This window comes from Streptomyces sp. SAI-170 (assembly GCF_049739565.1).
In the GTDB taxonomy this organism is placed as follows: domain Bacteria; phylum Actinomycetota; class Actinomycetes; order Streptomycetales; family Streptomycetaceae; genus Streptomyces.
This window is the reverse complement of sequence record NZ_JBMGQD010000001.1, coordinates 4,733,519-4,754,789: the sequence shown is the minus strand read 5'-3', so window position 1 is coordinate 4,754,789 and position 21,271 is coordinate 4,733,519. Positions and strand designations below refer to the sequence as shown.

Annotated in this window: 18 protein-coding genes; 6 read left to right on the top strand and 12 right to left on the bottom strand. The window is 72.5% G+C overall.

The annotated features are described in order from the left end of the window. Nucleotides 1-28 precede the first annotated feature (28 nt). Complete coding sequence (locus tag RKD23_RS21320) at nucleotides 29-1,129, top strand: GlxA family transcriptional regulator (protein WP_424855104.1); 1,101 nt, start codon at nucleotides 29-31, stop codon at nucleotides 1,127-1,129. A gap of 1,421 nt (nucleotides 1,130-2,550) precedes the next feature. On the opposite strand, the gene RKD23_RS21315 is transcribed toward RKD23_RS21320, so the two are convergent. From RKD23_RS21315 to RKD23_RS21305, 3 genes are all read right to left on the bottom strand, one after another. Next, entirely contained in the window at nucleotides 2,551-3,600 is a 1,050-nt protein-coding gene (locus tag RKD23_RS21315; RefSeq protein ID WP_424855103.1) for a Zn-dependent alcohol dehydrogenase, read from the bottom strand. Between the two features lie 12 nt (nucleotides 3,601-3,612). Next, nucleotides 3,613-4,749 carry an acyl-CoA dehydrogenase family protein gene (locus RKD23_RS21310; RefSeq protein WP_424855102.1) on the bottom strand — a complete coding sequence of 379 codons (1,137 nt, stop codon included), beginning with the start codon at nucleotides 4,747-4,749 and terminating at the stop codon, nucleotides 3,613-3,615. A gap of 100 nt (nucleotides 4,750-4,849) precedes the next feature. Further along, nucleotides 4,850-5,755: an SDR family oxidoreductase gene (locus RKD23_RS21305; RefSeq protein ID WP_424855101.1), complete on the bottom strand. Its 906-nt coding sequence runs from the start codon at nucleotides 5,753-5,755 to the stop codon at nucleotides 4,850-4,852. 85 nt (nucleotides 5,756-5,840) lie between these two features. Between RKD23_RS21305 and RKD23_RS21300 the strand changes: the two genes are divergently transcribed. After that, a complete protein-coding gene (locus RKD23_RS21300; RefSeq protein ID WP_424855100.1) occupies nucleotides 5,841-6,767 on the top strand; it encodes a cyclase family protein in 927 nt (308 codons plus the stop codon). Between the two features lie 374 nt (nucleotides 6,768-7,141). Here the strand turns inward: RKD23_RS21300 and RKD23_RS21295 are convergent, their stop codons facing one another. The 4 genes from RKD23_RS21295 to RKD23_RS21280 all read right to left on the bottom strand — a co-directional run bounded on the left by RKD23_RS21295 (nucleotide 7,142) and on the right by RKD23_RS21280 (nucleotide 11,317). Beyond that, nucleotides 7,142-7,600: an ATP-binding protein gene (locus RKD23_RS21295; RefSeq protein WP_404042160.1), complete on the bottom strand. Its 459-nt coding sequence runs from the start codon at nucleotides 7,598-7,600 to the stop codon at nucleotides 7,142-7,144. Nucleotides 7,601-8,109: 509 nt separating this feature from the next. Then, nucleotides 8,110-8,988 carry an acyl-CoA dehydrogenase family protein gene (locus RKD23_RS21290; protein ID WP_424855099.1) on the bottom strand — a complete coding sequence of 293 codons (879 nt, stop codon included), beginning with the start codon at nucleotides 8,986-8,988 and terminating at the stop codon, nucleotides 8,110-8,112. Further along, on the bottom strand, nucleotides 8,985-10,121 hold the full coding sequence (locus tag RKD23_RS21285; RefSeq protein ID WP_424855098.1) for an acyl-CoA dehydrogenase family protein: 1,137 nt from the start codon (nucleotides 10,119-10,121) through the stop codon (nucleotides 8,985-8,987). The genes RKD23_RS21290 and RKD23_RS21285 overlap by 4 nt, the downstream gene beginning before the upstream one ends. Further along, nucleotides 10,121-11,317, bottom strand: a complete 1,197-nt coding sequence (locus RKD23_RS21280; protein ID WP_424855097.1) for an amidohydrolase family protein — start codon at nucleotides 11,315-11,317, stop codon at nucleotides 10,121-10,123. The genes RKD23_RS21285 and RKD23_RS21280 overlap by 1 nt, the downstream gene beginning before the upstream one ends. A gap of 87 nt (nucleotides 11,318-11,404) precedes the next feature. On the opposite strand from RKD23_RS21280, the gene RKD23_RS21275 reads away from it, so the two are divergent. Then, nucleotides 11,405-12,913, top strand: a complete 1,509-nt coding sequence (locus RKD23_RS21275) for a class I adenylate-forming enzyme family protein (RefSeq protein ID WP_424855096.1) — start codon at nucleotides 11,405-11,407, stop codon at nucleotides 12,911-12,913. Here the strand turns inward: RKD23_RS21275 and RKD23_RS21270 are convergent. Together RKD23_RS21270 and RKD23_RS21265 are read right to left on the bottom strand one after the other, a co-directional pair. Next, a complete protein-coding gene (locus tag RKD23_RS21270; protein ID WP_424855095.1) occupies nucleotides 12,892-13,404 on the bottom strand; it encodes an EF-hand domain-containing protein in 513 nt (170 codons plus the stop codon). The genes RKD23_RS21275 and RKD23_RS21270 overlap by 22 nt on opposite strands. Before the next feature lie 182 nt (nucleotides 13,405-13,586). Then, nucleotides 13,587-14,000 (bottom strand): STAS domain-containing protein, encoded by a 414-nt coding sequence (locus tag RKD23_RS21265; RefSeq protein WP_404041873.1) that lies wholly within the window; start codon nucleotides 13,998-14,000, stop codon nucleotides 13,587-13,589. Nucleotides 14,001-14,316: 316 nt separating this feature from the next. Here RKD23_RS21265 and RKD23_RS21260 point away from each other — a divergent pair, with 316 nt between their 5' ends. Together RKD23_RS21260 and RKD23_RS21255 are read left to right on the top strand one after the other, a co-directional pair. Next, nucleotides 14,317-14,901 (top strand): sigma-70 family RNA polymerase sigma factor, encoded by a 585-nt coding sequence (locus RKD23_RS21260; protein ID WP_404041872.1) that lies wholly within the window; start codon nucleotides 14,317-14,319, stop codon nucleotides 14,899-14,901. Further along, entirely contained in the window at nucleotides 14,898-16,448 is a 1,551-nt protein-coding gene (locus tag RKD23_RS21255; protein WP_424855094.1) for a zf-HC2 domain-containing protein, read from the top strand. Before RKD23_RS21260 ends, RKD23_RS21255 begins: the two co-directional genes overlap by 4 nt. Nucleotides 16,449-16,588: 140 nt before the next feature. On the opposite strand, the gene purU is transcribed toward RKD23_RS21255, so the two are convergent. Together purU and RKD23_RS21245 are read right to left on the bottom strand one after the other, a co-directional pair. Then, the gene (gene purU, locus RKD23_RS21250) at nucleotides 16,589-17,470 is read right to left on the bottom strand and encodes a formyltetrahydrofolate deformylase (protein ID WP_424855093.1); all 882 of its coding nucleotides are present in this window, start codon (nucleotides 17,468-17,470) and stop codon (nucleotides 16,589-16,591) included. Nucleotides 17,471-17,516: 46 nt separating this feature from the next. Beyond that, nucleotides 17,517-18,017 carry an SCO4402 family protein gene (locus RKD23_RS21245; RefSeq protein ID WP_404041870.1) on the bottom strand — a complete coding sequence of 167 codons (501 nt, stop codon included), beginning with the start codon at nucleotides 18,015-18,017 and terminating at the stop codon, nucleotides 17,517-17,519. A gap of 118 nt (nucleotides 18,018-18,135) precedes the next feature. Here RKD23_RS21245 and RKD23_RS21240 point away from each other — a divergent pair, with 118 nt between their 5' ends. Then, nucleotides 18,136-19,440 carry an ABC transporter substrate-binding protein gene (locus RKD23_RS21240; RefSeq protein WP_424855092.1) on the top strand — a complete coding sequence of 435 codons (1,305 nt, stop codon included), beginning with the start codon at nucleotides 18,136-18,138 and terminating at the stop codon, nucleotides 19,438-19,440. 22 nt (nucleotides 19,441-19,462) lie between these two features. On the opposite strand, the gene RKD23_RS21235 is transcribed toward RKD23_RS21240, so the two are convergent. Continuing rightward, the gene (locus tag RKD23_RS21235) at nucleotides 19,463-21,217 is read right to left on the bottom strand and encodes a hypothetical protein (protein WP_424855091.1); all 1,755 of its coding nucleotides are present in this window, start codon (nucleotides 21,215-21,217) and stop codon (nucleotides 19,463-19,465) included. Nucleotides 21,218-21,271 lie beyond the last annotated feature (54 nt).

Here is a 21,271-nt window from a genome sequence, read left to right as displayed (position 1 = left end):
AGGACCGAGCCACAAGACAGGACGGGCCATGAGCCTTGAGCCGGAGTTCCGTCCGCACCGCGTCGTCGTCCTCGCCCTCGACGGGCTGCTGCCCTTCGAGCTGGGCATCCCGCACCGCATCTTCGGCCGGCCCAAGGACGCCCAAGGGCGCCACCTGTACGAGGTGATCACCTGCTCGGTGCGACCCCCCGGCCCGGTCGAGACCGACGCCGACTTCGCCATCCAGGTCGCGCACGGGCCGGAGGCCCTCGCCACCGCCGACACCGTGATCGTCCCGGCCTCCTACGAACTGGGCCCGGTCTTCGAGCAGGGTGTGCTGACCGAGGAGTTGGCCGCAGCCTTCACCCACGTCCGGCCCGGCACCCGGCTCGCCTCCATCTGCACCGGTGTGTACGTCCTGGCCGCCGCCGGGCGCCTCGACGGCCGGCCCGCGACCACGCACTGGGCCGACGCCGCGCACTTCCGGCAGGTGTTCCCGCAGGTCGAGCTGGACCCGGACGTGCTGTTCATCGATGACGGCGATGTGCTGACCTCCGCCGGTGTCGCGGCCGGTATCGACCTGTGCCTGCACATCGTGCGCCGGGACCACGGCACGGCGATCGCCAACGAGGTGGCCCGCCGCACCGTCGTACCGCCGCACCGCGACGGCGGGCAGGCGCAGTACATCGAGCGGCCGGTGCCCGATCCGCAGCAGGCGACCACGACCGCGGCCCGCGCCTGGGCGCTGGGGCGGCTGCACGAGCCGATCCAGCTGCGGGACATGGCCGCGCAGGAGGCCATGTCGGTGCGCACCTTCACCCGCCGCTTCCGCGAGGAGGTCGGCATCAGCCCCGGCCAGTGGCTGACCCAGCAGCGCGTGGAACGGGCCCGGCATCTGCTGGAGTCCACCGACCTGTCGGTCGACCAGGTCGCCCGGGACGCCGGTTTCGGCACGGCCCAGTCGATGCGCCAGCACCTACAGGTGGCCGTCGGCGTCACTCCGACCGCGTATCGCCGCACCTTCCGCATCGGCCGCGACTCCGGCACACCCGACATCAGCACCGGAGCCCAAGCCGAAGCCGGAACCCGAGCCCGAGCCGACGGCAGCCTCCTCACCAGACGACCCAGACACCTCCACAGCGGCCACTGACACGACAGCACCCGCGCGTGCCCCCTCCCCCGCAACCGCCCCGCCCCGCGCGACCCGGCGGGTCTCGCCCCACCACCCGAGGGCCGTCAGCGCGAGGGTGAGGGCAACGCCCGCCAGGATGGCGGTGGAGGGCTCGGTGATGTGCAGGAGGCCACCGGCGAGGGCGCCGGTCATGGCGTATCCGGCACCCGCAGCGGCGTACATGACCGAGTAGCCGGCGGCCAGCGCTCCCGCGGGCAGGGCGTCGCGCAGAGCCAGGTTGCGGGTCACGAGCGCGCCGGCCTGCAGCGCGCCGCCCACGACCAGTCCGGCCGCGATCCAGCCCGCCGCGGGTATCAGCGCGATCAGCGTCACCGCGGCCGACACCCCGCACATCAGCACCACGCTGCGGGTGCGCAGCAGCCCGGGCCAGGAGCGCAACCCGTAGACGAACGCGCCCACCGCCGCCCCGATCGCCAGCCCGGCGAGCATCGGGCCGGACCAGCCGACGCCGATCCCGCGCTGTTCGAGCAGCGCGGGCAGGACCAGTTCGGCCAGGGCGAGCAGGCAGATGCTGGCCGCGCCCGTCACATACACGGGCCAGGCGCCGGTCAGCACCCGCAGCGCGGACGGACCGCCCTCCGCCTCCTCACCGCCCGCCTCCCAGCCGGCCGGCAGCAGCCGCAGGCCCGCGGTGGACGCGGCCATCAGCCCGGCGGCGAGCAGGAGCGGGAGTGCCGGGGCGGCACCGAGCGCGAGACCCGTCACGGCGGCCGGGGAGACGGCCCACACGCCCGACATCAGCGTCGACTCGGCGGACAGCGCCTGCGGTGCCGCGTCCTTGGGAACCAGCTCGGTGAGCAGGGCACGCAGCCCGCCCGCGGCAGCCGCCGGAGCACCTCCCGCGAGCAGCGCGAACGCCCCGAGGACCACCGGGTGCGCCCCGGGAAACGCGCCGAGCCCCGCGAAGCCGGCCGCTCCCACCGCCAGACCGGCCGTGAGCTGCCGGCGGGCCCGCTCGGGGCGCAGCCGCAGGCCGAGCAGCGGGGCACCGATGATCTCGCCGATGACGTAGACCGCGGCGAGGGCGGCACCCAGGGAGTAGCCGCCGGGGCGCTCGCGGACCAGGAAGACCAGGGCCAGGGGCGCCATGGCGACCGGCATGCGCGAGCCGACGGCCGTGACGGACCAGATCAGGACCTGACGGGTGGCGAGTTGGCGGTAGCTCATGGGACGACGGTAGGCGTCGGCACCGACAACGCCCCACGCAATATTCCCGGCCTGTGGATAACTCTCAGCCGTCCACGGACAACGGGCCGGCAAGCCAGGCGACTTCGGCCCAGCAACACCCCCAGCCCTACACACAACCCAGCAACCGCCCCAGCCCCACACGCAGCCCGGCAGCCACCGCACTCCTCACCGCGGAACAGCGACCACCCCCCTCAGAACACCAACACCGCCCGAGCCACCCGCCCCGCCCCCGCGTCCTCCGCCGCCTTCTCGAAGTCCTCCACCGGATACGTCCGGGTCACCAGCTCGTCCAGCATCAGCCGGCCGCCCCGGTACAGCTCGGCATACCGGGCGATGTCGCGCTGCGGCCGGGACGACCCGTAGCGGCAGCCGAGGACGGATTTGTCGAGGTAGAGGGAGGAGACGAGGAAGGACGCCTCGGCGGTGGCGGGCGGCACGCCGAGGAGCACCGCCTGTCCGTGCCGGTCCAGCAGGTCCACGGCCCGCCGGATCAGATCGACGCGCCCGACGCACTCGAAGACGTGGTCGGCGCCGGTGGGCAGCACCTCGGACACGTCGTCGGCCGAGACGAGGAAGTCGGTCGCGCCGAACAGCCGCGCGGCCTCCTCCTTCTCCGAGTTGGCGTCGACGGCGACGATCCGCGAGGCACCCGCGAGCCGCGCGCCCTGGACGACGTTGAGGCCGATGCCGCCCGCGCCGATGACGACGACCCGGTCCCCGGCCTCGACGCGGGCCCGGTTCAGTACGGCCCCTACCCCGGTGAGGACGGCACAGCCGATGAGCGCGGCGGACGGCATCGGGATGTCGTCGGGCAGCCGGACGGCCTGCACTGCCTTCACCACGGTCCGTTCCGCGAAGGCGGAGTTGGCGGCGAACTGGAACAGCGGCCTGCCCGCGCGCGTGAAGGGCCGTCCGGGGCGTCCGATGGCCTGGCGGCACATCGTCGGCCGGCCGCGGTCGCACTGCGCGCAGGTGCCGCAGTTGGCGAGCGTGGACAGCGCCACGTGGTCGCCGGGCGCGACATGGGTGACGCCGGCGCCGACCCGCTCCACCACCCCGGCGCCCTCGTGCCCGAGCACCACGGGCACGGGGAACGGGATCGTGCCGTCGAGGACGGACAGGTCGCTGTGGCACAGCCCCGCCGCCGACACGGCCACCAGCACCTCACCGGGCCCCGGGTCCCGTATCTCCAGGTCGTCCACGACCTCGGTCCGCTTCCCGTCGAAGACCACACCACGCATCGCGGCCACTCCCTAGTCCCTGGGTTCCCTGGGCAGGCCGAGCACGCGCTCGGCGATGATCGTGCGCTGGATCTGGTCCGAGCCGCCGTAGATCGTGTCGGCGCGGGAGAACAAGAACAGATGCTGATCGGCGTCCAGTTCGTACGGCGCCGTCGCCGACCACGCGGCCGGCCCGGCCCCCGCGGACGCGCCCCGCACCAGCACGGCCAGTTCCCCGAGCCGCTGATGCCAGCCGCCCCACAGCAGCTTGGCAACACTGGGACTGCGGGTTCCTCCCAGGGTCCGCAGGGCGTGCCACCGCATGACGCGCAGCTCCGCCCATTGCCGTACGAGACGATCGCGTACGACGGGATCGTCGGCGGCGCCGGTCTCCACGGCGGTCCGCACCACCCGCCCCAACTCCTCGGCGAAGCCGACCTGCTGGGCGAGGGTGGAGACGCCGCGTTCGAAGCCGAGCAGGCTCATGGCCACCCGCCAGCCGGCGCCCTCGCCGCCGAGGACATGCTCCACGCGCGCGTGGGCGCCGTCGAAGAACACCTCGTTGAAGTCGCTGGTCCCGGTGGCCTGGCGGATGGGCCGTACCTCGATACGGCCGGGCTGGTCCATGGGGACCAGCAGCAGGCTCAGTCCGTGGTGGCGCCGCGCCTCGGGGTCGGTGCGCGCGAGGACGAAGCACCAGTCGGCCTCATGGGCGAGCGAGGTCCAGATCTTCTGCCCGCTGATCCGGTACGTCCCGTCCCCCGCGCGTACGGCCCGGGTCTGCACCCCGGCCAGGTCCGAGCCCGCGCCGGGTTCGCTGTACCCCTGGCACCACAGTTCCTCCCCCGCGGCGATGGGCGGCAGGAACCGGCTCTTCTGCTCCTCGCTGCCATGGGCGATGAGCGTGGGCGCGAGCAACTTCTCGCCGATGTGCCCGGACCGCGCGGGCACCGCCGCTCGCGCGTACTCCTCGGCCCAGACGACCTGCTGGGTGAGCGTGGCAGTCCGGTTCCCGTACCCGCCCTCCGCCCAGCCGATCCCGATCCACCCGGCCTTGCCGAGCGTGCGTTCCCACGTACGACGATCCAGCCCGGTTCCGGCATGGGCCGCGAGCCAGTCACGGGCTTCGACTCGAAACGCCTCGTCCTCAGGAGCGAATCCGAAGTGCACAAAGCCTCCTCGACATCAGTGCTGCCAAAAGGGGCGGGGGGAACTGCGCGACAAGCCACAGCGCACGGAAAGCCGCCGGCGAAGAGCAGCCCCCTAGCTCTCAGGCATTGGGCCGATCTCCCCGCGCCGCGGCACGCGACATCGCAGCCACCCGCTGCAGCATCGGCATCGGATCGACCCCGACGGACCCCGGCAGCGCGTCCGCGATCCGCTCGGGCGTCCACCCCCCCTCGGAGAAGGCCGAACGCAACTCCCGAGGCTGGGCCCACACCGCGATCTTCGGCCCCGCGACCGTGTACACCTGCCCGGTGATCTCCCGGGCCCGCTCGGACGCCAGGTACACCACGAACGCGGCCACGTCCTCCGGCGACCCGATCTCCGTCAGCTCCGTCGGCACCTTCGCCGACATCCGCGTACGGGCCACGGGCGCGACCGCGTTGGCGGTCACGCCGTACTTGTGCAGGCCGAGTGCGGCGCTGCGCACCAGGGAGATGACCCCGCCCTTGGCGGCGCTGTAGTTGGCCTGCGAGACGGAACCCTGGTGGTTGCCGCTGGTGAACCCGATGAGCGTGCCGGAGCGCTGTGCGCGCATGACCGCGGAGGCGGCCCGGAACACGGTGAAGGTGCCTTTGAGGTGGGTGGCGAGGACCGGGTCCCACTCGTCCTCGGTCATGTTGAACAGCATGCGCTCGCGCAGGATCCCGGCGACGCACACCGCCGCGTCGAGGCGGCCGTACGACGCCAGCGCGGTGTCGACGACGCGCTGTCCGCCCGCCATGGTGGAGATGTCGTCGGCGACCGCGACGGCCCGGCCGCCCGCGGCTTCGATCTCCTTCACGACGGCGTCGGCGATCTCGCTGGTGGGTGAGGCTCCGTCGACGGAGACCCCGTAGTCGTTGACGACGACCCGCGCGCCCTCGGCGGCCGCCGCCAGTGCCACCGCGCGGCCGATGCCCCGCCCGGCCCCGGTCACTGCAACGACCTTGCCGGTCAAGAAGTTCCCCACGCCCGGCCCCTTCCCGCAGTTTCTGACGGTCCGTTAGATTCTAAGTCCCGACGGACGGGCCAGGACAAGCCCCGGGGAGGCACGGATGGCACTGCCGGCCGAGTTCCACGAGATCGCCAAGCGCGTCAACAACTGGGGCCGCTGGGGGCCGGACGACGAGCGGGGCACCCTCAACCTCATCACCGACGAGGTGGTGCGCGAGGCCGCGGCCTCGGTGCGGACGGGCCGCCGTGTCCCGCTCGCGGTGCCGCTGCGCCAGGACGGGGTGCAGACCGGCATGATCCCGGGCCGGGTCGATCCGCTGCACGCGATGGTGCAGGTCAACCAGGAGCTGTTCGGGCCGGGCACGGTGGCGTGCAGCGACGACGTGGTGACCATGGGGCTGCAGGCGGGCACCCATTGGGACGCCCTCACCCATGTCTCGCACTCGGGCCGGCTCTACAACGGCCGCCCCGCGGACACCGTCACCGCACACGCGGGCGCCGCGTTCGCGGGCATCGACAAGGCGGAGCACGTCGTCTCGCGCGGGGTGCTGCTGGACGTGGCACGCGCGCGTGGCGTGGAACGGCTCGACGGCGGCCACGCCGTCACTCCGGAGGACCTGGAGGCGGCCGAGGAGTTCGCGGGCACGCGTGTGCGTGCCGGTGACGTGGTGCTGGTGCGCACCGGCCAGATGCGGCTGCTGCTCGCCGGGGACCGGCACGCCTACGCGTATCCCTCGCCGGGCCTGTCGGTGCGCACCCCGGAGTGGTTCCACGCGCGCGATGTCGCGGCGGTCGCCGACGACACCCTCACGTTCGAGGTCTTCCCGCCCGAGATCGAGGACCTCTGGCTGCCGGTGCACGCGCTGCACCTGGTGGAGATGGGCATGCTCCAGGGCCAGAACTGGAATCTCGAAAAGTTGTCCACAGCCTGTGGAGAAGAGGGACGCTACAGCTTCCTGCTGTCGGCGATGCCGGAGCCGTTCGTCGGCGCGACCGGAACTCCCGTGGCCCCCGTAGCCGTTCTCTGAACCGGGGGCCCACCCACCCCCTAAGAGCCCGCCCCCACCTCCCCCTAGGGACCGCCCCCCTCCGGCTGGCGGCGCGCAGACACCCGCCCCGAGCACGGCATCGCGCGCCGCCGACCGGCTTCGGCGCACCCGCCCCACCCCCTGGCCGCAGGCCACAGGGGAATCGACGCCGAATCACGACCCACACTCGCCGAGGGCTCCCGTCACCGAAACCCTCGCCGTCCCCTCGCGGCGAATCGCTGAACACAAGCGTGATCAAACGGACACGAGACGTCAACACCTGTACGGGGAATTATTACTTAAGCACCATTTGCGACCGGAGCGCACAGAAGCACATCCAGGCGCATCACGGACCACGGCAGGGGCACGGACGGTCAGACCGCCTCGTAGGCCAGCCCTTCGTACGCCGGCATGCTGCCGCTGTAGGCGACGGTCGCGGCACGCGGCCCGGAACAGCGGTCCAGCTCGCACCAGATGCGCTTGCCGGCGCCGTCGGGGCTCCAGCCCCAGCGGTCGGCGAGACCGTCGACGAGGGCGAGGCCCCGGCCGCCCGTCTCCTCGCCGTCTGCGCAGCGCGGCACAGGGGCGCGCTCACTGGTGTCGGTGACCTCCACGCGCACCGGCGCGCACCCGGAGGCGGGTGGCAGGGCCAGGCGCAGCACGGCCGGCCGACCGGTGTGCACGACGGCGTTGGTGACCAGTTCGGACACGAGCAGGATCAACGTCTCGGCCAGCGGCTCGTCGGCCTCCACCCCCGCCCCGGCGAGTCGCGCACGGGCCCATCTCCGGGCTCTCCCCACCTCCGCGGGGTCGGGCCGGACCTCCAGCTGCACTTGAAGCACCTGCACCGCTCACACCATCCGAACCGGCGGACACCAAGGCTCGCGCCTCACGAGGGCCACGATCGTAGCCATTTTCTGCATGACCAGAACAACGGCCAGAGCAAGGGTCACGGAACGTGAATCCCTTGCAGAACAGCTTGGTTGACGTTCAGTCACCCCAACAAGCGCTTCGGGCATATTCCAGCGCGAAGGAGTACCCGTGCGGCATACTGTGCGACGCTCACCACAGGGGGTCGAACAGGCGGCTGCTTCTCGCACTCCCGCCCCGCGAACCACGGCGCGCACCGCCCGGTCCGGGGCCGCCTCAGGGGCAGCTCCGGCATGGCTCGTCCTCGGAACCACTCGCATCTCACACAAGGTACCGGAGCGCGACACCGACTCCGGGACGTGACGAGTCCCGCCGAGGACACAACCCGATATCAACGCTCCGTGATTCCGGTGCGCCACATTCCGCGACATCCGAGCCGCCCGCCGCTCCTCCACCGCGGGCCGGCCGCCCTTCACTCCTGCCCGGCCGCCAGTCCGCACGCCAGCAGCTCCTCGCCCTCCGTGCCGCCGCCCGCACGACGGCTCCGTACCCACGCGCGCTTGAGGTGCAGATGCACCTCCGACTCCCAGGTGAAGCCCATCCCGCCGTGCACCTGAAGGCAGTCCCGCGCGCCCCGTACGGCGGCTTCGTCGGCCAGCAGCCGGGCCGCGGCGATGTCGACGGGGTCGGCGGTCACCGCGGCCGCGTAGACCGCCGCGCGGGCCGTCTCCAGCCGCACCAGCAGTTCGGCGCACAGATGCTGCACGGCCTGGAACGACCCGATGGGCCGACCGAACTGTTCCCGCACGCGCGCGTGTTGCACCGCAAGGTCGCACGTCCGCCCGGCGGAGCCGAGCTGCTCGGCCGCCGTGAGGAGCACGGCCTCGGGGTCGGTCCCGCCCGACGCGGGCGGCACCCGGTGCAGCGGCGTCAGCGGATCCACCGACCGCAGCTCGGCAGCGCCGCCCACCTCACCCCGTACGACGTCCGCCTCCGACAGCCACTCCACGAGCCCCCCGTCGACGCGCGCGACGACGGCCTCCCCAGTCGCCGCGCCCGGCACGGTGCCCGCCGCGAGGTGGGTGGCGATCAACGGCCCCGGCAGCAGGGATCGCCCGGCCTCCTCGAACGCCAACACCGCTTCGGGCAGCCCCAGTCCGACGCCGCCCTCCGTCTCGAGCAGCCGCAGGGCGAAAAAGCCCGCCTCGCCCAACTCCCGCCACAGAGCCCGGTCCAGACGCCCGCCTCGTACGACGGCGGCGCGCAGCTCCTGCGGCCCGAACCGCCGGGCGAGCAGCCCGCGTACGCCCTCGCGCAGGGCCCGTTGGTCGTCCGTCAGGCGGAACCTCATGCGCGCCCCCTCGGCAGTCCCAGGATCCGCTCGGCGACGATGGTCCGCTGGATCTCCGACGTCCCGGCCGCGATGGTGTACGACAGCGACGACAACCGGTCGAGCATCCAGGGCCGGTCGAGGTCGAGGCTGTCGGCGCCGAGGACGTCCGCGGCGGCGTCGTAGAGGGTCTGGCGCGCCTGCGAATACCTCAGTTTGAAAACCGAACCCGCTGCGCCGGGCACTCCCCCCGAGGCCTCCGCCGCGCTGACGTTCCACTGGGTGAGCCGCCACAGCGCCCGGAACTCGGCGTCGAGCCTGCCGAGCCGGCGCCGTAGCGCCGGGTCGTCCCAGCGGCCGTTGCGGCGGGCCTCGCGGGCGAGTTCACCGAGGACGCGGCGGCAGGCGACGACCTCGCCGGCGAAGGCCGTGCCGCGCTCGAAGGACAGGGTCACCAGGGTCACGCGCCAGCCGTCGTTCTCGGCCCCGACCCGGTTGGCGACCGGCACCCGCACCTCGTCCAGGAAGACCTCGGCGAACTCCTCGGACCCGGCGAGCGTCCGCAGCGGCCGTACGGTGATCCCCTCGGCGTCCATGGGCAGGGCGAGCCAGGTGATGCCGCGGTGTTTCCCCGCGGTGGGGTCGGTCCGCACCAGCAGCTCGCACCAGTCGGCGACTTCGGCGTGCGAGGTCCAGATCTTCGACCCGCTCACCACATAGGTGTCCTTGTCGCGCCACGCGCGCGTGCGCAGGGAAGCGAGGTCGGAGCCCGCGCCGGGCTCGCTGAAGCCCTGGCACCACACCTCCTCACCGCGCAGGATCGGCGCCAGCCAGCGCTCGCGCTGCTCGGGGGTGCCCTCGGCGGCGATGGTCGGCCCGGCGTGCAGCAGCCCGACGAAACAGGCCCCCACATAGGGCGCCCCGGCCTTCTCGGTCTCCTCCAGGAAGATCAGCCGCCGGGTGGGCGAGGCGTCCCAGTGCACGTCCGCATACCCGGCGTCGTACAGCATCCGCTGCCAGCCGAGGTCGTACGCCCGGCGCGCCGGCCAGTCGGCGGGCGGCGGCTTCGGCGGCAGGGTGGGCAGCACCTTGGCGAGCCACTCCCGCAGCCGGGCCCGGAAGGCGTCCTCCTCGGGCGTGTACGACAGGTCCATCAGCGGTCGAGGTCCAGGCCGAGCATGCGGATGGCGTTGCCCCGCATCAGCTTGTACACCGTCTCGTCGTCCAGGCCCTTCACATGGTCGAGGGCGACCTCCTTGGTGTGCGGGAAGGTGGAGTCGACGTGCGGGTAGTCCGTCTCGAAGGTGGCGTTGTCGCGGCCCACCGCATCGAGTGACGCCACACCGTGTTTGTCGCGGAAGAAGCAGCAGAAGATCTGCCGGTAGTAGTACGTCGACGGCGGCTCGGGGATCAGATCGCGCACCCCGCCCCACGCGCGGTGCTCCTCCCAGACGTCGTCCGCGCGCTCCAGGGCGTACGGTATCCAGCCCATCTGGCCTTCCGAGTAGGCGAGTGTGAGCCGCGGGAAGCGGACCAGTACGCCGCTGAAGAGGAAGTCCATCATCGAGGCCATGGCGTTGTTGAAGGACAGCGAGGCCTGCACGGCGGGCGGTGCGTCGGGGGACGCGGCCGGCATCTGCGACGACGACCCGATGTGCATGTTGACGACCGTGCCGGTCTCCTCGCACGCCGCGAAGAACGGGTCCCAGTGGCCCGAGTGGATGGACGGCAGCCCCAGGTGGGTGGGGATCTCGGAGAAGGTCACCGCGCGCACCCCGCGCGCGGCGTTGCGGCGGATCTCGGCGACCGCGAGGTCGATGTCCCACAGGGGGATCAGGCACAGCGGGACGAGCCGGCCGCCGCTGTCGCCGCACCACTCCTCGACCATCCAGTCGTTGTAGGCGCGCACGCACGCGTGGGCGACCTCTTTGTCGTGGGCCTCGGCGAAGGTCTGGCCGCAGAAGCGGGGGAAGGTCGGGAAGCAGAGCGAGGCCTCGACATGGTTGAGGTCCATGTCCTCCAGGCGCGCCTTCGGGTCCCAGCAGCCCCGCCGCATCTGCGCGCGCGTGATGCCCTCCAGGGTCATCTCGTCCCGGTCGAAGCCGACGGCGGCGATGTTGCGCTTGTACGGGAACTTCAGGTCCTCGTAGATCCACCAGTCGGTGGGCTGGCCTTCGGGGTCCATCGTGATCTGGTACTTGCCGCCGACGTAGGCGAGTTCGCCGATCCCGGCGGTCAGGGGCTGTGGCCCGCGCTCGCGGTACCTGGCGGGCAGCCATGTCTCGAAGAGGTGCGCCGGCTCGATGACATGGTCGTCGACGCTGATGATCCGGGGCAGTTCCGTCGTCATGGGTCCCCTCCGCCGGACGATACTTATCTGATGCTCCGTCAGATAGCATGACAGCTGACGAGTCGTCAGCCAAGGAGGGGGCCCGACGTGAACGACACCGCGCACTCGCTGAGTTCCGCCCGCACCCTGTGGGACCTGCTCGACCGCCGCGCCCGGCTGACCCCGGAACTCCCCGCTCTCCTCCAGGGGGACCGCGCGCTCACTTTCGGCGCTCTACGCGCGCGTGCCGAGCGGACGGCGGCCGGCCTGTACGACAGAGGCGTACGCCCCGGCACGGTCGTCGCCTGGCAGCTGCCCACGCGCGTGGAGACGGTGATCCTCTCCTTCGCGCTGGCCCGCCTCGGTGCCGTACAGACGCCCCTGATCCCCTTCCACCGCGACCGCGAGGTCGGCTTCGCCCTGCGCGAGTCCAAGGCGGAGTTCTTCGCGGTGCCGGGCACCTGGCGCGGCTTCGACCATACCGAGATGGCCCGGCGGCTCGGCGCGAAGGGCGTCTTCGAGGCGTACGACGACCTCCCGGACGGCGACCCGGCCGTGCTGCCGCCCCCGCCCGCCGAGGGCACCTCCGTGCGCTGGATCTACTGGACGTCCGGCACGACCTCCGCCCCCAAGGGCGTCCTGCACACGGACCGTTCACTGATCGCGGGCGGCTCCTGCCTCGCCCACGCGCTGCGGCCACAAACAGGGGACGTCGGCTCGATCGCCTTCCCGTACGCCCATATCGGCGGCCCCGACTACATGGTGATGCTGCTGCTGTACGGCTTCCCGGCGCTGCTGTTCGAGCAGTTCGCGCTCCCCGACGCGCTGGACGAGTACCGCAGGCACGGGGTGTCGATCGCGGGCGGGTCGACGGCGTTCTACTCGATGTTCCTCACCGAGCAGCGCAAGCAGCCCGGTGTGAAGCTCATCCCGACGCTGCGGCTGCTCGCGGGCGGCGGGGCGCCCAAGCCGCCGGAGCTGTACCACGCGGTGACCCGGGAGATGGGCGTGACGCTCACCCACGGCTACGGCATGACCGAGGTGCCGATGATCACCATGGGCGACCCGGACGACACCCCCGACCACCTCGCCACCACCGAGGGCCGGCCGCCGAAGGGCATGCAGATACGGATCGTGGACGGCGAGGTCCGGCTGCGCGGGGAGGCGGTGTGCCGCGGCTACCTCGACCCGGTGCAGACCGCGGAGGCCTTCGACGAGGAGGGGTTCCTGCGCACCGGAGACCTGGGGCGGCTGACCGCGACCGGCCATCTGGTGCTGACCGGGCGCCTGAAGGACGTGATCATCCGCAAGGGCGAGAACATCTCCGCCAAGGAGATCGAGGACCTCATGGCCGCGCATCCGGCGGTCGGCGACGTCGCGGTGATCGGGCTGCCGGACGAAGAGCGCGGGGAATTGGTCTGCGCGGTCGTGGAACAGCCCGGCGGCGCCCCGGAGCTGACCCTGGACGCCGTGACGGCGTATCTGCGCGCGGAAGGGCTGTCGGTGCACAAGCTGCCGGAGCGGCTGGAGGTGGTGGACGCCCTTCCGCGGGGCGAGACCTTGCGGAAGGTGCTCAAGTACAAGCTCAGGGAGCGTTACTCAGGCACGGTGAAGTAGCGGGCGAAGGCGGGCACGAGCTCGGCCTCGCCGACCTTGCCGTCACCGTCGGTGTCGAGTGCGGCGGCGGCCGTGCGCGCGATGTCCTCGGTGACCCCGAGAAGGGTGAGCACGCGCGCGGTGTCGGCGACCGTGGCCGCGCCGTCCCCGTCGGTGTCCGCGACGTCCAGGGCCGCGTGCAGGAAGGGGCGGGCGATCTCCGCGAACCGTTCGGGGTTGTCGCGCAGCCGCTTGACCGCGCCGTTCACGAACTCCTCCCGGCTGATGCGCTGATCGCCGTCGCGGTCCGCCATCCCCGCCATGCCCTGCCAGAACGCCTCCGCGCCCGCGTACAGCGCCTGCCCCTTGTCGGAGCGGGCCGGGGTGCCGAACTCCGCGAGCAGCGCCTTGGCCGCGCCGCAGAAGTCCTCTCGCTCGATGTAGCCGTTGCCGTCCTGGTCGAAGCCGGCGAACCTGGCCGCGATCCTGCGCTCGTACTCGCTGCTGACCATGTCTTCTCGGGCCGCCTCACGTCACGTCGGGGTGTTTCCGGCACGGAGCGTACGACGCCGGGCGGCCCGTGGGAGCGGGAAAGCGACGGTTGTGCCAAGACCGGGGGAATTCCGGGACAACGGTGTGGCACAGGGCGCCCAGGTGTGGCACGCGGCGCCCAGGTGTGCCCGGGTGCGCCTCGTCACGCCGACAGCGGGCGTTCCTCCTCCACGGCCGCCGGGGCGAGATCGGGGAGGGCTTCCTCGGCGGCGGCCGAGGCGAGGTCGGGGTGCACGTCGAACAGGCGGCGTACACCCAGGGCGCCGATGACGCGGTTGACGTGGGAGCCGTCGGGAGCGCCCTCGGCGGGCAGGATCAGCCGCAGCCGGCCCTGGCAGGAGCGCAGCAGACGGCGGGTGGCGATGAGCACACCGACACCGCTGGAGTCGCAGAAGACTACGTCGGAGAGGTCGACGACGAGGCTGTGGCGGCCCTCGGCCACCATGTCGTGGACCCGTTGGCGCAGAACCGGCGAAGTCACCAGGTCCAGCTCGCCCGTCACTTGGAGCACGGCCCAGTCACCGCGCTCGTCATCGGTCACATTGAACGTCACCACCGTGCCCTTCGCTCGCCGGAACTTCCCGGATCCGCCCGGAAACGGAAGCAGTTCCTACGCTTCCTTTCAGCGCGGCTGCCCAGCCGCCGTTCCCTGAAACACCGCGCGGGAAACGAAAACCGAACAGAAGAGGCTTGTTTCAATCGCCTTCGATCCTGTTCGATCGAGTCAGCCCAAAGGTCCCCTATCACCGGAGGGTCCTCGGGGGCGCACATTGCCACAAAGGAGCGTGCGTTGTCAGAGGTGCCGACTACATTCGAGAACACGGTGGACGCACGCTTGTCACTGACGGACACGAACAGGGGGAGGGGGCCGTATGGCGACGAAGGACGCACCACCCCGCTGGGACCGCAAGATGCAGCAGCGCCTCGCCCGCGGCGAGGCGGCGGCCCTCGGCGAGTTCTACGACCGCTTCGCCTCGCTCGTGCACGGCCTCGCCCACACCGTCCTCGGTGACGAGCGCGCCGCCGACACCCTCACCCGCGAGGTGTTCGCGCACGTGTGGGAGCACCCCGACAGCTACGACCCCCGGCAGGGGCCGCTGCGCTCCTGGGTGGCCACGCTGACCCACCGCCTGGCCGTGCAGCGGCTGCGTGCCACCGAGACCGCCGCGCTGGAGCAGGGCGGCGGCGCCGGCACCACCGAGGAGCTGGAGCGCAAGGTCCGCCACGCCTCCGTGGCCGCCCGCGCCGACTACATCGTCCAGGCCATGCCCGCACCCCTGCGTGCCGCCCTGGAGCTGGCCTACTTCCAGCGCCGCGACTACCGCCAGGCCGCCGCCGACCTCGGCGTCACCGAGGACGAGGCCCGCCGTCGCCTGCGCCTCGGGCTGCAGCTCCTCGCCACCGCCCACGACGCCGGCTCCCCCGGCGCCCCGCCGGGGTACGGAGGTGCGGCGTGAGCGAGCTGAACCCGTTCGCGGAGGGACCCGACGACGACAAGGAGCGGCAGGAGGACATCTTCCCGGAGCACCCGCGCCCGCACCCGGAGTCGCCCCACTCGGGCGCCTCGTCCGCTTCCGGAGACACCGGCGACACGGACGCGACCGACACCGACGCGACCGACTCGAGCCCGGGCTCAGAACCCGGCTCGGGCTCGGGCTCCGAATCCGACTCCGACTCCGGCTCGGGCTCCGACTCCGACGACTCCGACTCCGACTCCGACTCCGACTCCGACTCCGACTCCGACTCCGACTCCGACGGCAGTGGCCCCGGCCCCGACGACGCGCCCAAACCCGGACCGTCGCCGCGGATACCGCTCCCCCGCGCCTCCGTCGAGGACACCGGCATGCCCTTGCCGGACCTGCCCGACCCTCTGGAGACGGCGCCGCTCGTCCTGGAGCACAAGGTGCTGAAGGCGCTGCTCGGCGCCTGGGCGCTGGCCGCCTGCTCACCGGAGGAGACCACGGCCGTCGAGGACCACCTCGGCAGCTGCGGCACCTGCGCCGAGGAGGCACTGCGGCTGCGTGAGGCGGTCGGGCTGCTCCAGCGGCCCGAGAGCCTCGACCTCGACCCCGCCCTGCGCACCCGCGTCCTGGCGAGCTGCCTGGAGCGGCGCCCGCCGCGCATCCCCGTGCCCTCCTGGGCCACCGCCTACGACGCCGAGACCGCGCGCCTCGACGCCCTGCTCCAAGACTTCGGCAAGGCGGAGTGGCACGCGCCCGTGCGGCTGCGCTGGTTCGCCGACCGGGACACCTCCAGCCGCCGCACGACCGTCGCCGGAGTCATCGCGCACCTGCTGGCCGTCGACGGCCTGGTCGCCCTCGCGCTCGGCCTCGCCGACCCCCTCGGCGACGCCGCGGAGCTCTCAGGCCCGGGCACGCCCGACGGGCGCACCGAGACGTACTGGCGGGCCTCGCACTTCCCGCTCACCCGCACGGTGCGGGCGCCCTGGCGGGAGCAGAGCCACGCCATCGTGCGCACGGTGTCCTTCACCGGCGGCACGGCGGGCGGACTCGCCGTCTCCTACGGCGACTTCGGGCTGCCGCTGCACGACGCGATGATCGACCGCGCCTTCGAGTGCTGGGTGCATGCGGAGGACATCGCCGAGGCCGTCGACTACCCGTACGAGGCGCCCTCCGGCCGCCACCTCAACGCCATGATCGACCTGGCCGCCCGTACGCTTCCGACCGCGCTCGCCGACCGCCGCCGCGCGGGGCTCGCCTCGCCGGGGCCCGAGCGGCATCTGGTCCCCGCAGGTGAGCCCGGCCGCACCCTCCGCCTGGAGATCGAGGGCACGGGTGGCGGCGAGTGGCTGATCCCGCTCGACTCCCCCGCGGCGGTGGGCTCCGCCGCGCACGAGGTGGCTCATGTCGCGCTGGACGACGTGGAGTTCTGCCACCTCGCCGCCGGGCGGCTCGCGCCGGAGGATGCGGCGGTGGGGCAGGTCGGTGACCGGGAGGCGATCAGAGACGTGCTCTACGCTGCGGCGTCGCTGAGCCGTTTGTAGGGGCGGGTGCCGTTTCGTCGGCGGCCGCGGGCCGTGTGTGGCTGATCGCGCAGTTCCCCGCGCCCCTTGAGGGGCGCGGGGAACTGCGCGAGAAACCACGAATCACCCGCAGCCGCCCGACGACAGAAGCTCCCGAGCTGCTAGGCGAACACCACAGTCCGGCGGCCGTTCAGCAGAATCCTCCGCTCGGCATGCCACTTCACCGCCCGCGCGAGCGCCTGGCACTCCACATCGCGGCCGATGGCGACGAGCTGGTCGGGGGTGACGTCGTGGGACACCCGCTCGACCTCCTGCTCGATGATCGGCCCCTCGTCGAGGTCGGCCGTGACGTAATGGGCCGTCGCACCGATGAGCTTCACACCGCGCGCGTGCGCCTGGTGATACGGCTTGGCGCCCTTGAAGCTCGGCAGGAAGGAGTGGTGGATGTTGATGATCCGCCCGCTGAGCTGCTTGCACAGGTCGTCGGAGAGGACCTGCATGTAGCGGGCCAGAACGACCAGCTCCACACCCTCCTCGCGGACGACCTCCAGCAGCCGCGCCTCCGCCTCGGCCTTGGTGTCCTTCGTCACGGGGATGTGGTGGAAGGGAACGCCGTACGAGCCCACCAGCTCGGCGAAGTCGGTGTGGTTGGACACCACGCCCGCGATCTCGACGGGCAGCGCCCCGGTGCGCGCGCGGAACAGCAGGTCGTTCAGGCAGTGCCCGAACTTGCTGACCATCAGCAGGACCCGCATCTTCTGGTCGGCCCGGTGGATCTGCCAGTCCATGTGGAAGGAGTCACCGATCGCCGCGAAGCTCGCGCGCAGCTTGTCCACGGTCACCGGCGGCTCGGCCGAGAAGTGGACGCGCATGAAGAACAGACCCGTGTCGTGGTCGCCGAACTGCTGGCTGTCCTCGATGTTGCAGCCGGTCATGAACAGGTAGCTCGACACGGCGTGCACGATGCCCTGCTTGTCGGGGCAGGACAGGGTGAGGATGTACTGCTCGGCCGGGGCCGCGGCTCGGGTGGGCTGTTCGTTCATGCAGGAAAGGGTCCCACACGCGGCAGCACGGCCCCCAATCGTTCCGCTAGGCGGACCGGGTCAGAATCCGCAGTACTTCCAGCGTGCGCGGCGGCGTGTCCGGGTCCTCGCCGTCGCTGGTCGCCATCCGTACGTGGGCGTCGCGCGCGGCCTGGACGGCCTCCGGCCAGGCCGGGTGCTCCATGTAGGAGGAGACCGGCGCGTCCGGGCCGACCTGGTGCATGATCCGCAGCACCCGCAGCACGGCGGTGTCGACGAGCGCGGCCTCCTGCGAGTCGCGGAAGATCGTGCCGACGTACTTCTCGGCGGACCAGTTGTCCAGCCAGGTGTCCTCCACCAGCCGGTACACGGCGTCGGTGACGTCTCCGTAACCGTCGACGCCGGCCAGCCAGACGTCGCGTTGGAAGACGGGGTCGGAGAGCATGTGCAGCGCGGAGCGCACGTTGCTGCGCCAGCGCCACCACGGCATGTCGTTGAGCGGCATGCCGCCCATGGTGGAGGAGCGACGGCCGCGACGGGAAGAGTTCTCCGAACCTTGCACGGTCATCGATCGTACGTTCCCCGTCTCACGGTCCGGACCGGTCCCCCGCAATTCACCTCGATGTCACCCGCTGTTGCCCGATGGACACTCCAGGGTTAGGGATGTGGCGGAATCGTGCGTGGACATGACCGGCAGGCGACATGACCGCAGCACCTTCCTCCCCGCGCTCACCAGGCCCGTCAGAGCGGGCATCCGCCATGCGGGTGTCCTGGTGGCGTGCGCGTCGCTCGCCGCAGGGTGCGGGCTCATCCCCGGCGTCTCGGGGGGCGACGGGGATGGCCCGATCACCGTGATGACCTGGGCTCCCCAGGACACCAACCTCACCAACAAGCCCGGAATGCCCGCTTTCGCCCGCGCTTATGCCCGCTGGGTCAACTCCCACGGCGGCATCGACGGACGCAAGCTGCACGTGGCCACCTGCAACGAGCGCAACGACTCCGTGTCCGCCGCCAAGTGCGCGCGGCGCGCGGTGAAGGAGAACGCCGTCGCTGTCGTCGGCTCCTACAGCCAGTACGCCAACTCCTTCTTCCCCATCCTGGAGAGCGCCGGCATCCCCTTCATCGGCGGCTACGGCATCACCGACGACGAGTTCACCTCCCCCCTGTCCTACCCCGTCAACGGCGGCCAGCCCGCCCTCCTCGCCGGCCTCGGCCAGGAACTCGCCGACGACTGCGGCCCCGTCTCCCTGGTGCGGCCCGACACCATCGCCGGCGACGAACTCCCCGTCATGCTCAACGCCGGCCTGAAGGCACGCGGACACACGCAGGCCGACGACGTACGGGCCGCGGAGGACGCCACCGAGTTCTCCACCCAGACCCGGTCCGCGCTCAGCGGCGCGACCCGCGACCCGGAGCACACGGGCTGTGTGGTCTCCGCTCTCGGCGACCGCACCGGCACCTTCATGGACTCCTTCCGGCGCGCCCGCGAGGAGTACCCCGACGTGCGCACCGGCACGGTCCTCGGCAGCGTCGACCAGACCGTCATCGACGCCTCCGGCGGCAGGTCGGGGCCGTACGAGGGGTCGTTCATCACCGGCTGGTACCCGGTGGAGACCGACCCGCGCTGGGACGGCATGAAGAAGGTGATCCGCGAACAGGCCTTCACCGACACCCGGATCGACCCGGCGGACGCCGGTGTGCAGACCACGTGGATCGCCTACACCGTCCTGAAGGCCGCGCTCGACAGGATCGGCGGCGGCGAGGTGTCCCCGGACACCGTGCGCCGCACCCTCGACGACGGCATGGAGATCGACACCGGCGGGCTCACGCCGACCCTGCGCTGGAAGTTCCAGGACCGGCTCGCCTCCATCGGCTTCCCCCGCCTGGTCAACACGGACGTGACCCTTCAGGTGGTCCGCGAGGGCCGGCTGGTCTCGGCCCGCAAGGGCTTCCTCGACATGACGAAGGCGCTCCAGGGCGCGGACGTCTGACGACGACCGCGCCCCGCGCGCCTCACAGCTGGGTCGGCTGCCGCTCGGTCAGGCCGTACTTGCGGGCGATGGCGTTCCACAGCCCGGCGGCCTTGTTCTTCTCCGTGGTGGCGGTGCCGCTGGCCTTGTTGCCCTCCTGGGCCTGCCCAGTGGCGCGGGCCTGGCCGCCCTTGCAGAACTTCTTCTTGTTGCCGGCCACCTGGTCCGCCCACGCCGCGTAGTGGTTGTCGGCCGACGCGGACGCCTTCCAGGCGTTGGTCAGGGCGGTGGTCAGCTCACCGTGCGCGGGCAGCTGGTCGACGGAGAGGGCCTCCAGGCGGGTCACCAGGCCGTTGCGCTGCTCGGCCGCGGCCCGCAGGTCCTTGGCCGCCTGGCCGAGGTTGCTGCACGACTTCACGTTGCCGACCGCGCTGATCACCGACTGGCGGCTGGTACCGCTGTCCGCCAGCAGCTTGTCCAGTTCCTCGGCCTGCGCCTTCGCCGGGTCCTCGCTCGGGGAGGCCGACGGGGAGGACTCGGTGGACTGCGCGGTCGCCGGGGCCGACGCGGCGACGTTCTTGGAGTCGTCCTCGTCACCGCCGCCGCTGCCCATCAGCGCGCCCGCGCCGATGCCCAGCACCGCGATGCCGATTCCGACCGCCGCGATGACCGCCACCCGCGAACCGGTGCGGCCACCGCGCCCGCCGTCGTCCCGGCCGTCCCGCCGCCCGCCGTCGCCCGGGTACGCGCTCCCGTGCCCGGGACCGCCCGGACCGCCGGCGTGGTCGTACGACGGCTGCGGGGCGTAGCCGCCCTGCGGCGCCTGCATGCGCGGCATCTGCTGCGTGGCCCCGCCCTCGCCCGGCTCGCTGCGGAACAGGCCCGCGAACTCGGCGGGCGGCTCCTGCCGGTCACCGCCGGCCGCGGGCACGGGCGGGATGTACTGCGTGGCGTCGGCGTCGGACCCGCCGGCCGCGGGCCCCGCCTGCTGGGCCCGGCCCAGATACGTCGTCATCTCGGCGGGCGTCTCGGCCCCCGGCCCGCCGTACGCCCCGGAGGGGGCGCCCTGCGGGCCGCCGTAGGAACCCTGAGGTGCGGCTCCGGGGCCGCCGTAGGTGCCGCCCGGCATCTCGGGCGGCAGGGCGCCCGGGTTCACGGGCCGCAGGTACTGCGTCGCGCCGTCCTCCGCGGCGGGCGCGGCGGGCGCGCCGGGTGCCACGGGCGGCAGGTACTGGGTGGCGTCCGCGTGCGCGTCGGGCGCGGGAGCGGCCGCCACCGGGGGTATGTAACGGGTGGCCTCGTCGACGGCGGGCGGCAGCGGAGCCGCGCCGTACGCGCCCTGCCCACCGCCATGCGTGCCCGGCGCACCCTGAGGAGCCCCGTACGACCCCTGAGCGCCACCGCCGTACGGCCCCTGACCGCCGCCCTGCGGAGCGCCGTACGCGCCCTGGCCGCCGTATCCGCCGCCCTGCGTGCCGTACGGCGGCTGGGCGCCCGGCGGCGTCTCGGGCGGCAGCGGGCCGGCCGAAGGGGCCGGCCCGGGGGCGGGCGCGGCGGACCAGCCGGACTGGTCCGGGGAGCCCCACTGCTGCTGGTCGGGCGGGGTCGGCCACTGCTGACCGGACGCGGGGTCGTGCTGCGCGGCCTCCGGCCCCCAGGGCGTGCCCCACGCCTGGCCGCCGGGCGGCGCGGCGGCCGGGCCGCCCGGCACCAACGGCGCACCGCCGTCGGAGGGCAGCACGACGCCTTCGCGCGCGGGCCGCGCCGAGGGCTCCTCGCCCTGTCCACTCTGCGTCACCGGGACTCCTGCCAATGGGGGACCTTCGTCGATCGTCGGCTCACGCTACCGGGT

Bases quoted from the DNA above. Each gene is read 5' to 3' on its own strand.
- RKD23_RS21320 (WP_424855104.1), top strand. From the start codon at position 29: ATGAGCCTTGAGCCGGAGTTCCGTCCGCACCGCGTCGTCGTCCTCGCC.
- RKD23_RS21315 (WP_424855103.1), bottom strand. From the start codon at position 3,600: ATGCGTGGTGTGGTCTTCGACGGGAAGCGGACCGAGGTCGTGGACGAC.
- RKD23_RS21300 (WP_424855100.1), top strand. From the start codon at position 5,841: ATGGCACTGCCGGCCGAGTTCCACGAGATCGCCAAGCGCGTCAACAAC.
- RKD23_RS21290 (WP_424855099.1), bottom strand. From the start codon at position 8,988: ATGAGGTTCCGCCTGACGGACGACCAACGGGCCCTGCGCGAGGGCGTA.
- RKD23_RS21285 (WP_424855098.1), bottom strand. From the start codon at position 10,121: ATGGACCTGTCGTACACGCCCGAGGAGGACGCCTTCCGGGCCCGGCTG.
- RKD23_RS21280 (WP_424855097.1), bottom strand. From the start codon at position 11,317: ATGACGACGGAACTGCCCCGGATCATCAGCGTCGACGACCATGTCATC.
- RKD23_RS21270 (WP_424855095.1), bottom strand. From the start codon at position 13,404: ATGGTCAGCAGCGAGTACGAGCGCAGGATCGCGGCCAGGTTCGCCGGC.
- RKD23_RS21260 (WP_404041872.1), top strand. From the start codon at position 14,317: ATGGCGACGAAGGACGCACCACCCCGCTGGGACCGCAAGATGCAGCAG.
- purU (WP_424855093.1), bottom strand. From the start codon at position 17,470: ATGAACGAACAGCCCACCCGAGCCGCGGCCCCGGCCGAGCAGTACATC.
- RKD23_RS21245 (WP_404041870.1), bottom strand. From the start codon at position 18,017: ATGACCGTGCAAGGTTCGGAGAACTCTTCCCGTCGCGGCCGTCGCTCC.
- RKD23_RS21240 (WP_424855092.1), top strand. From the start codon at position 18,136: ATGACCGGCAGGCGACATGACCGCAGCACCTTCCTCCCCGCGCTCACC.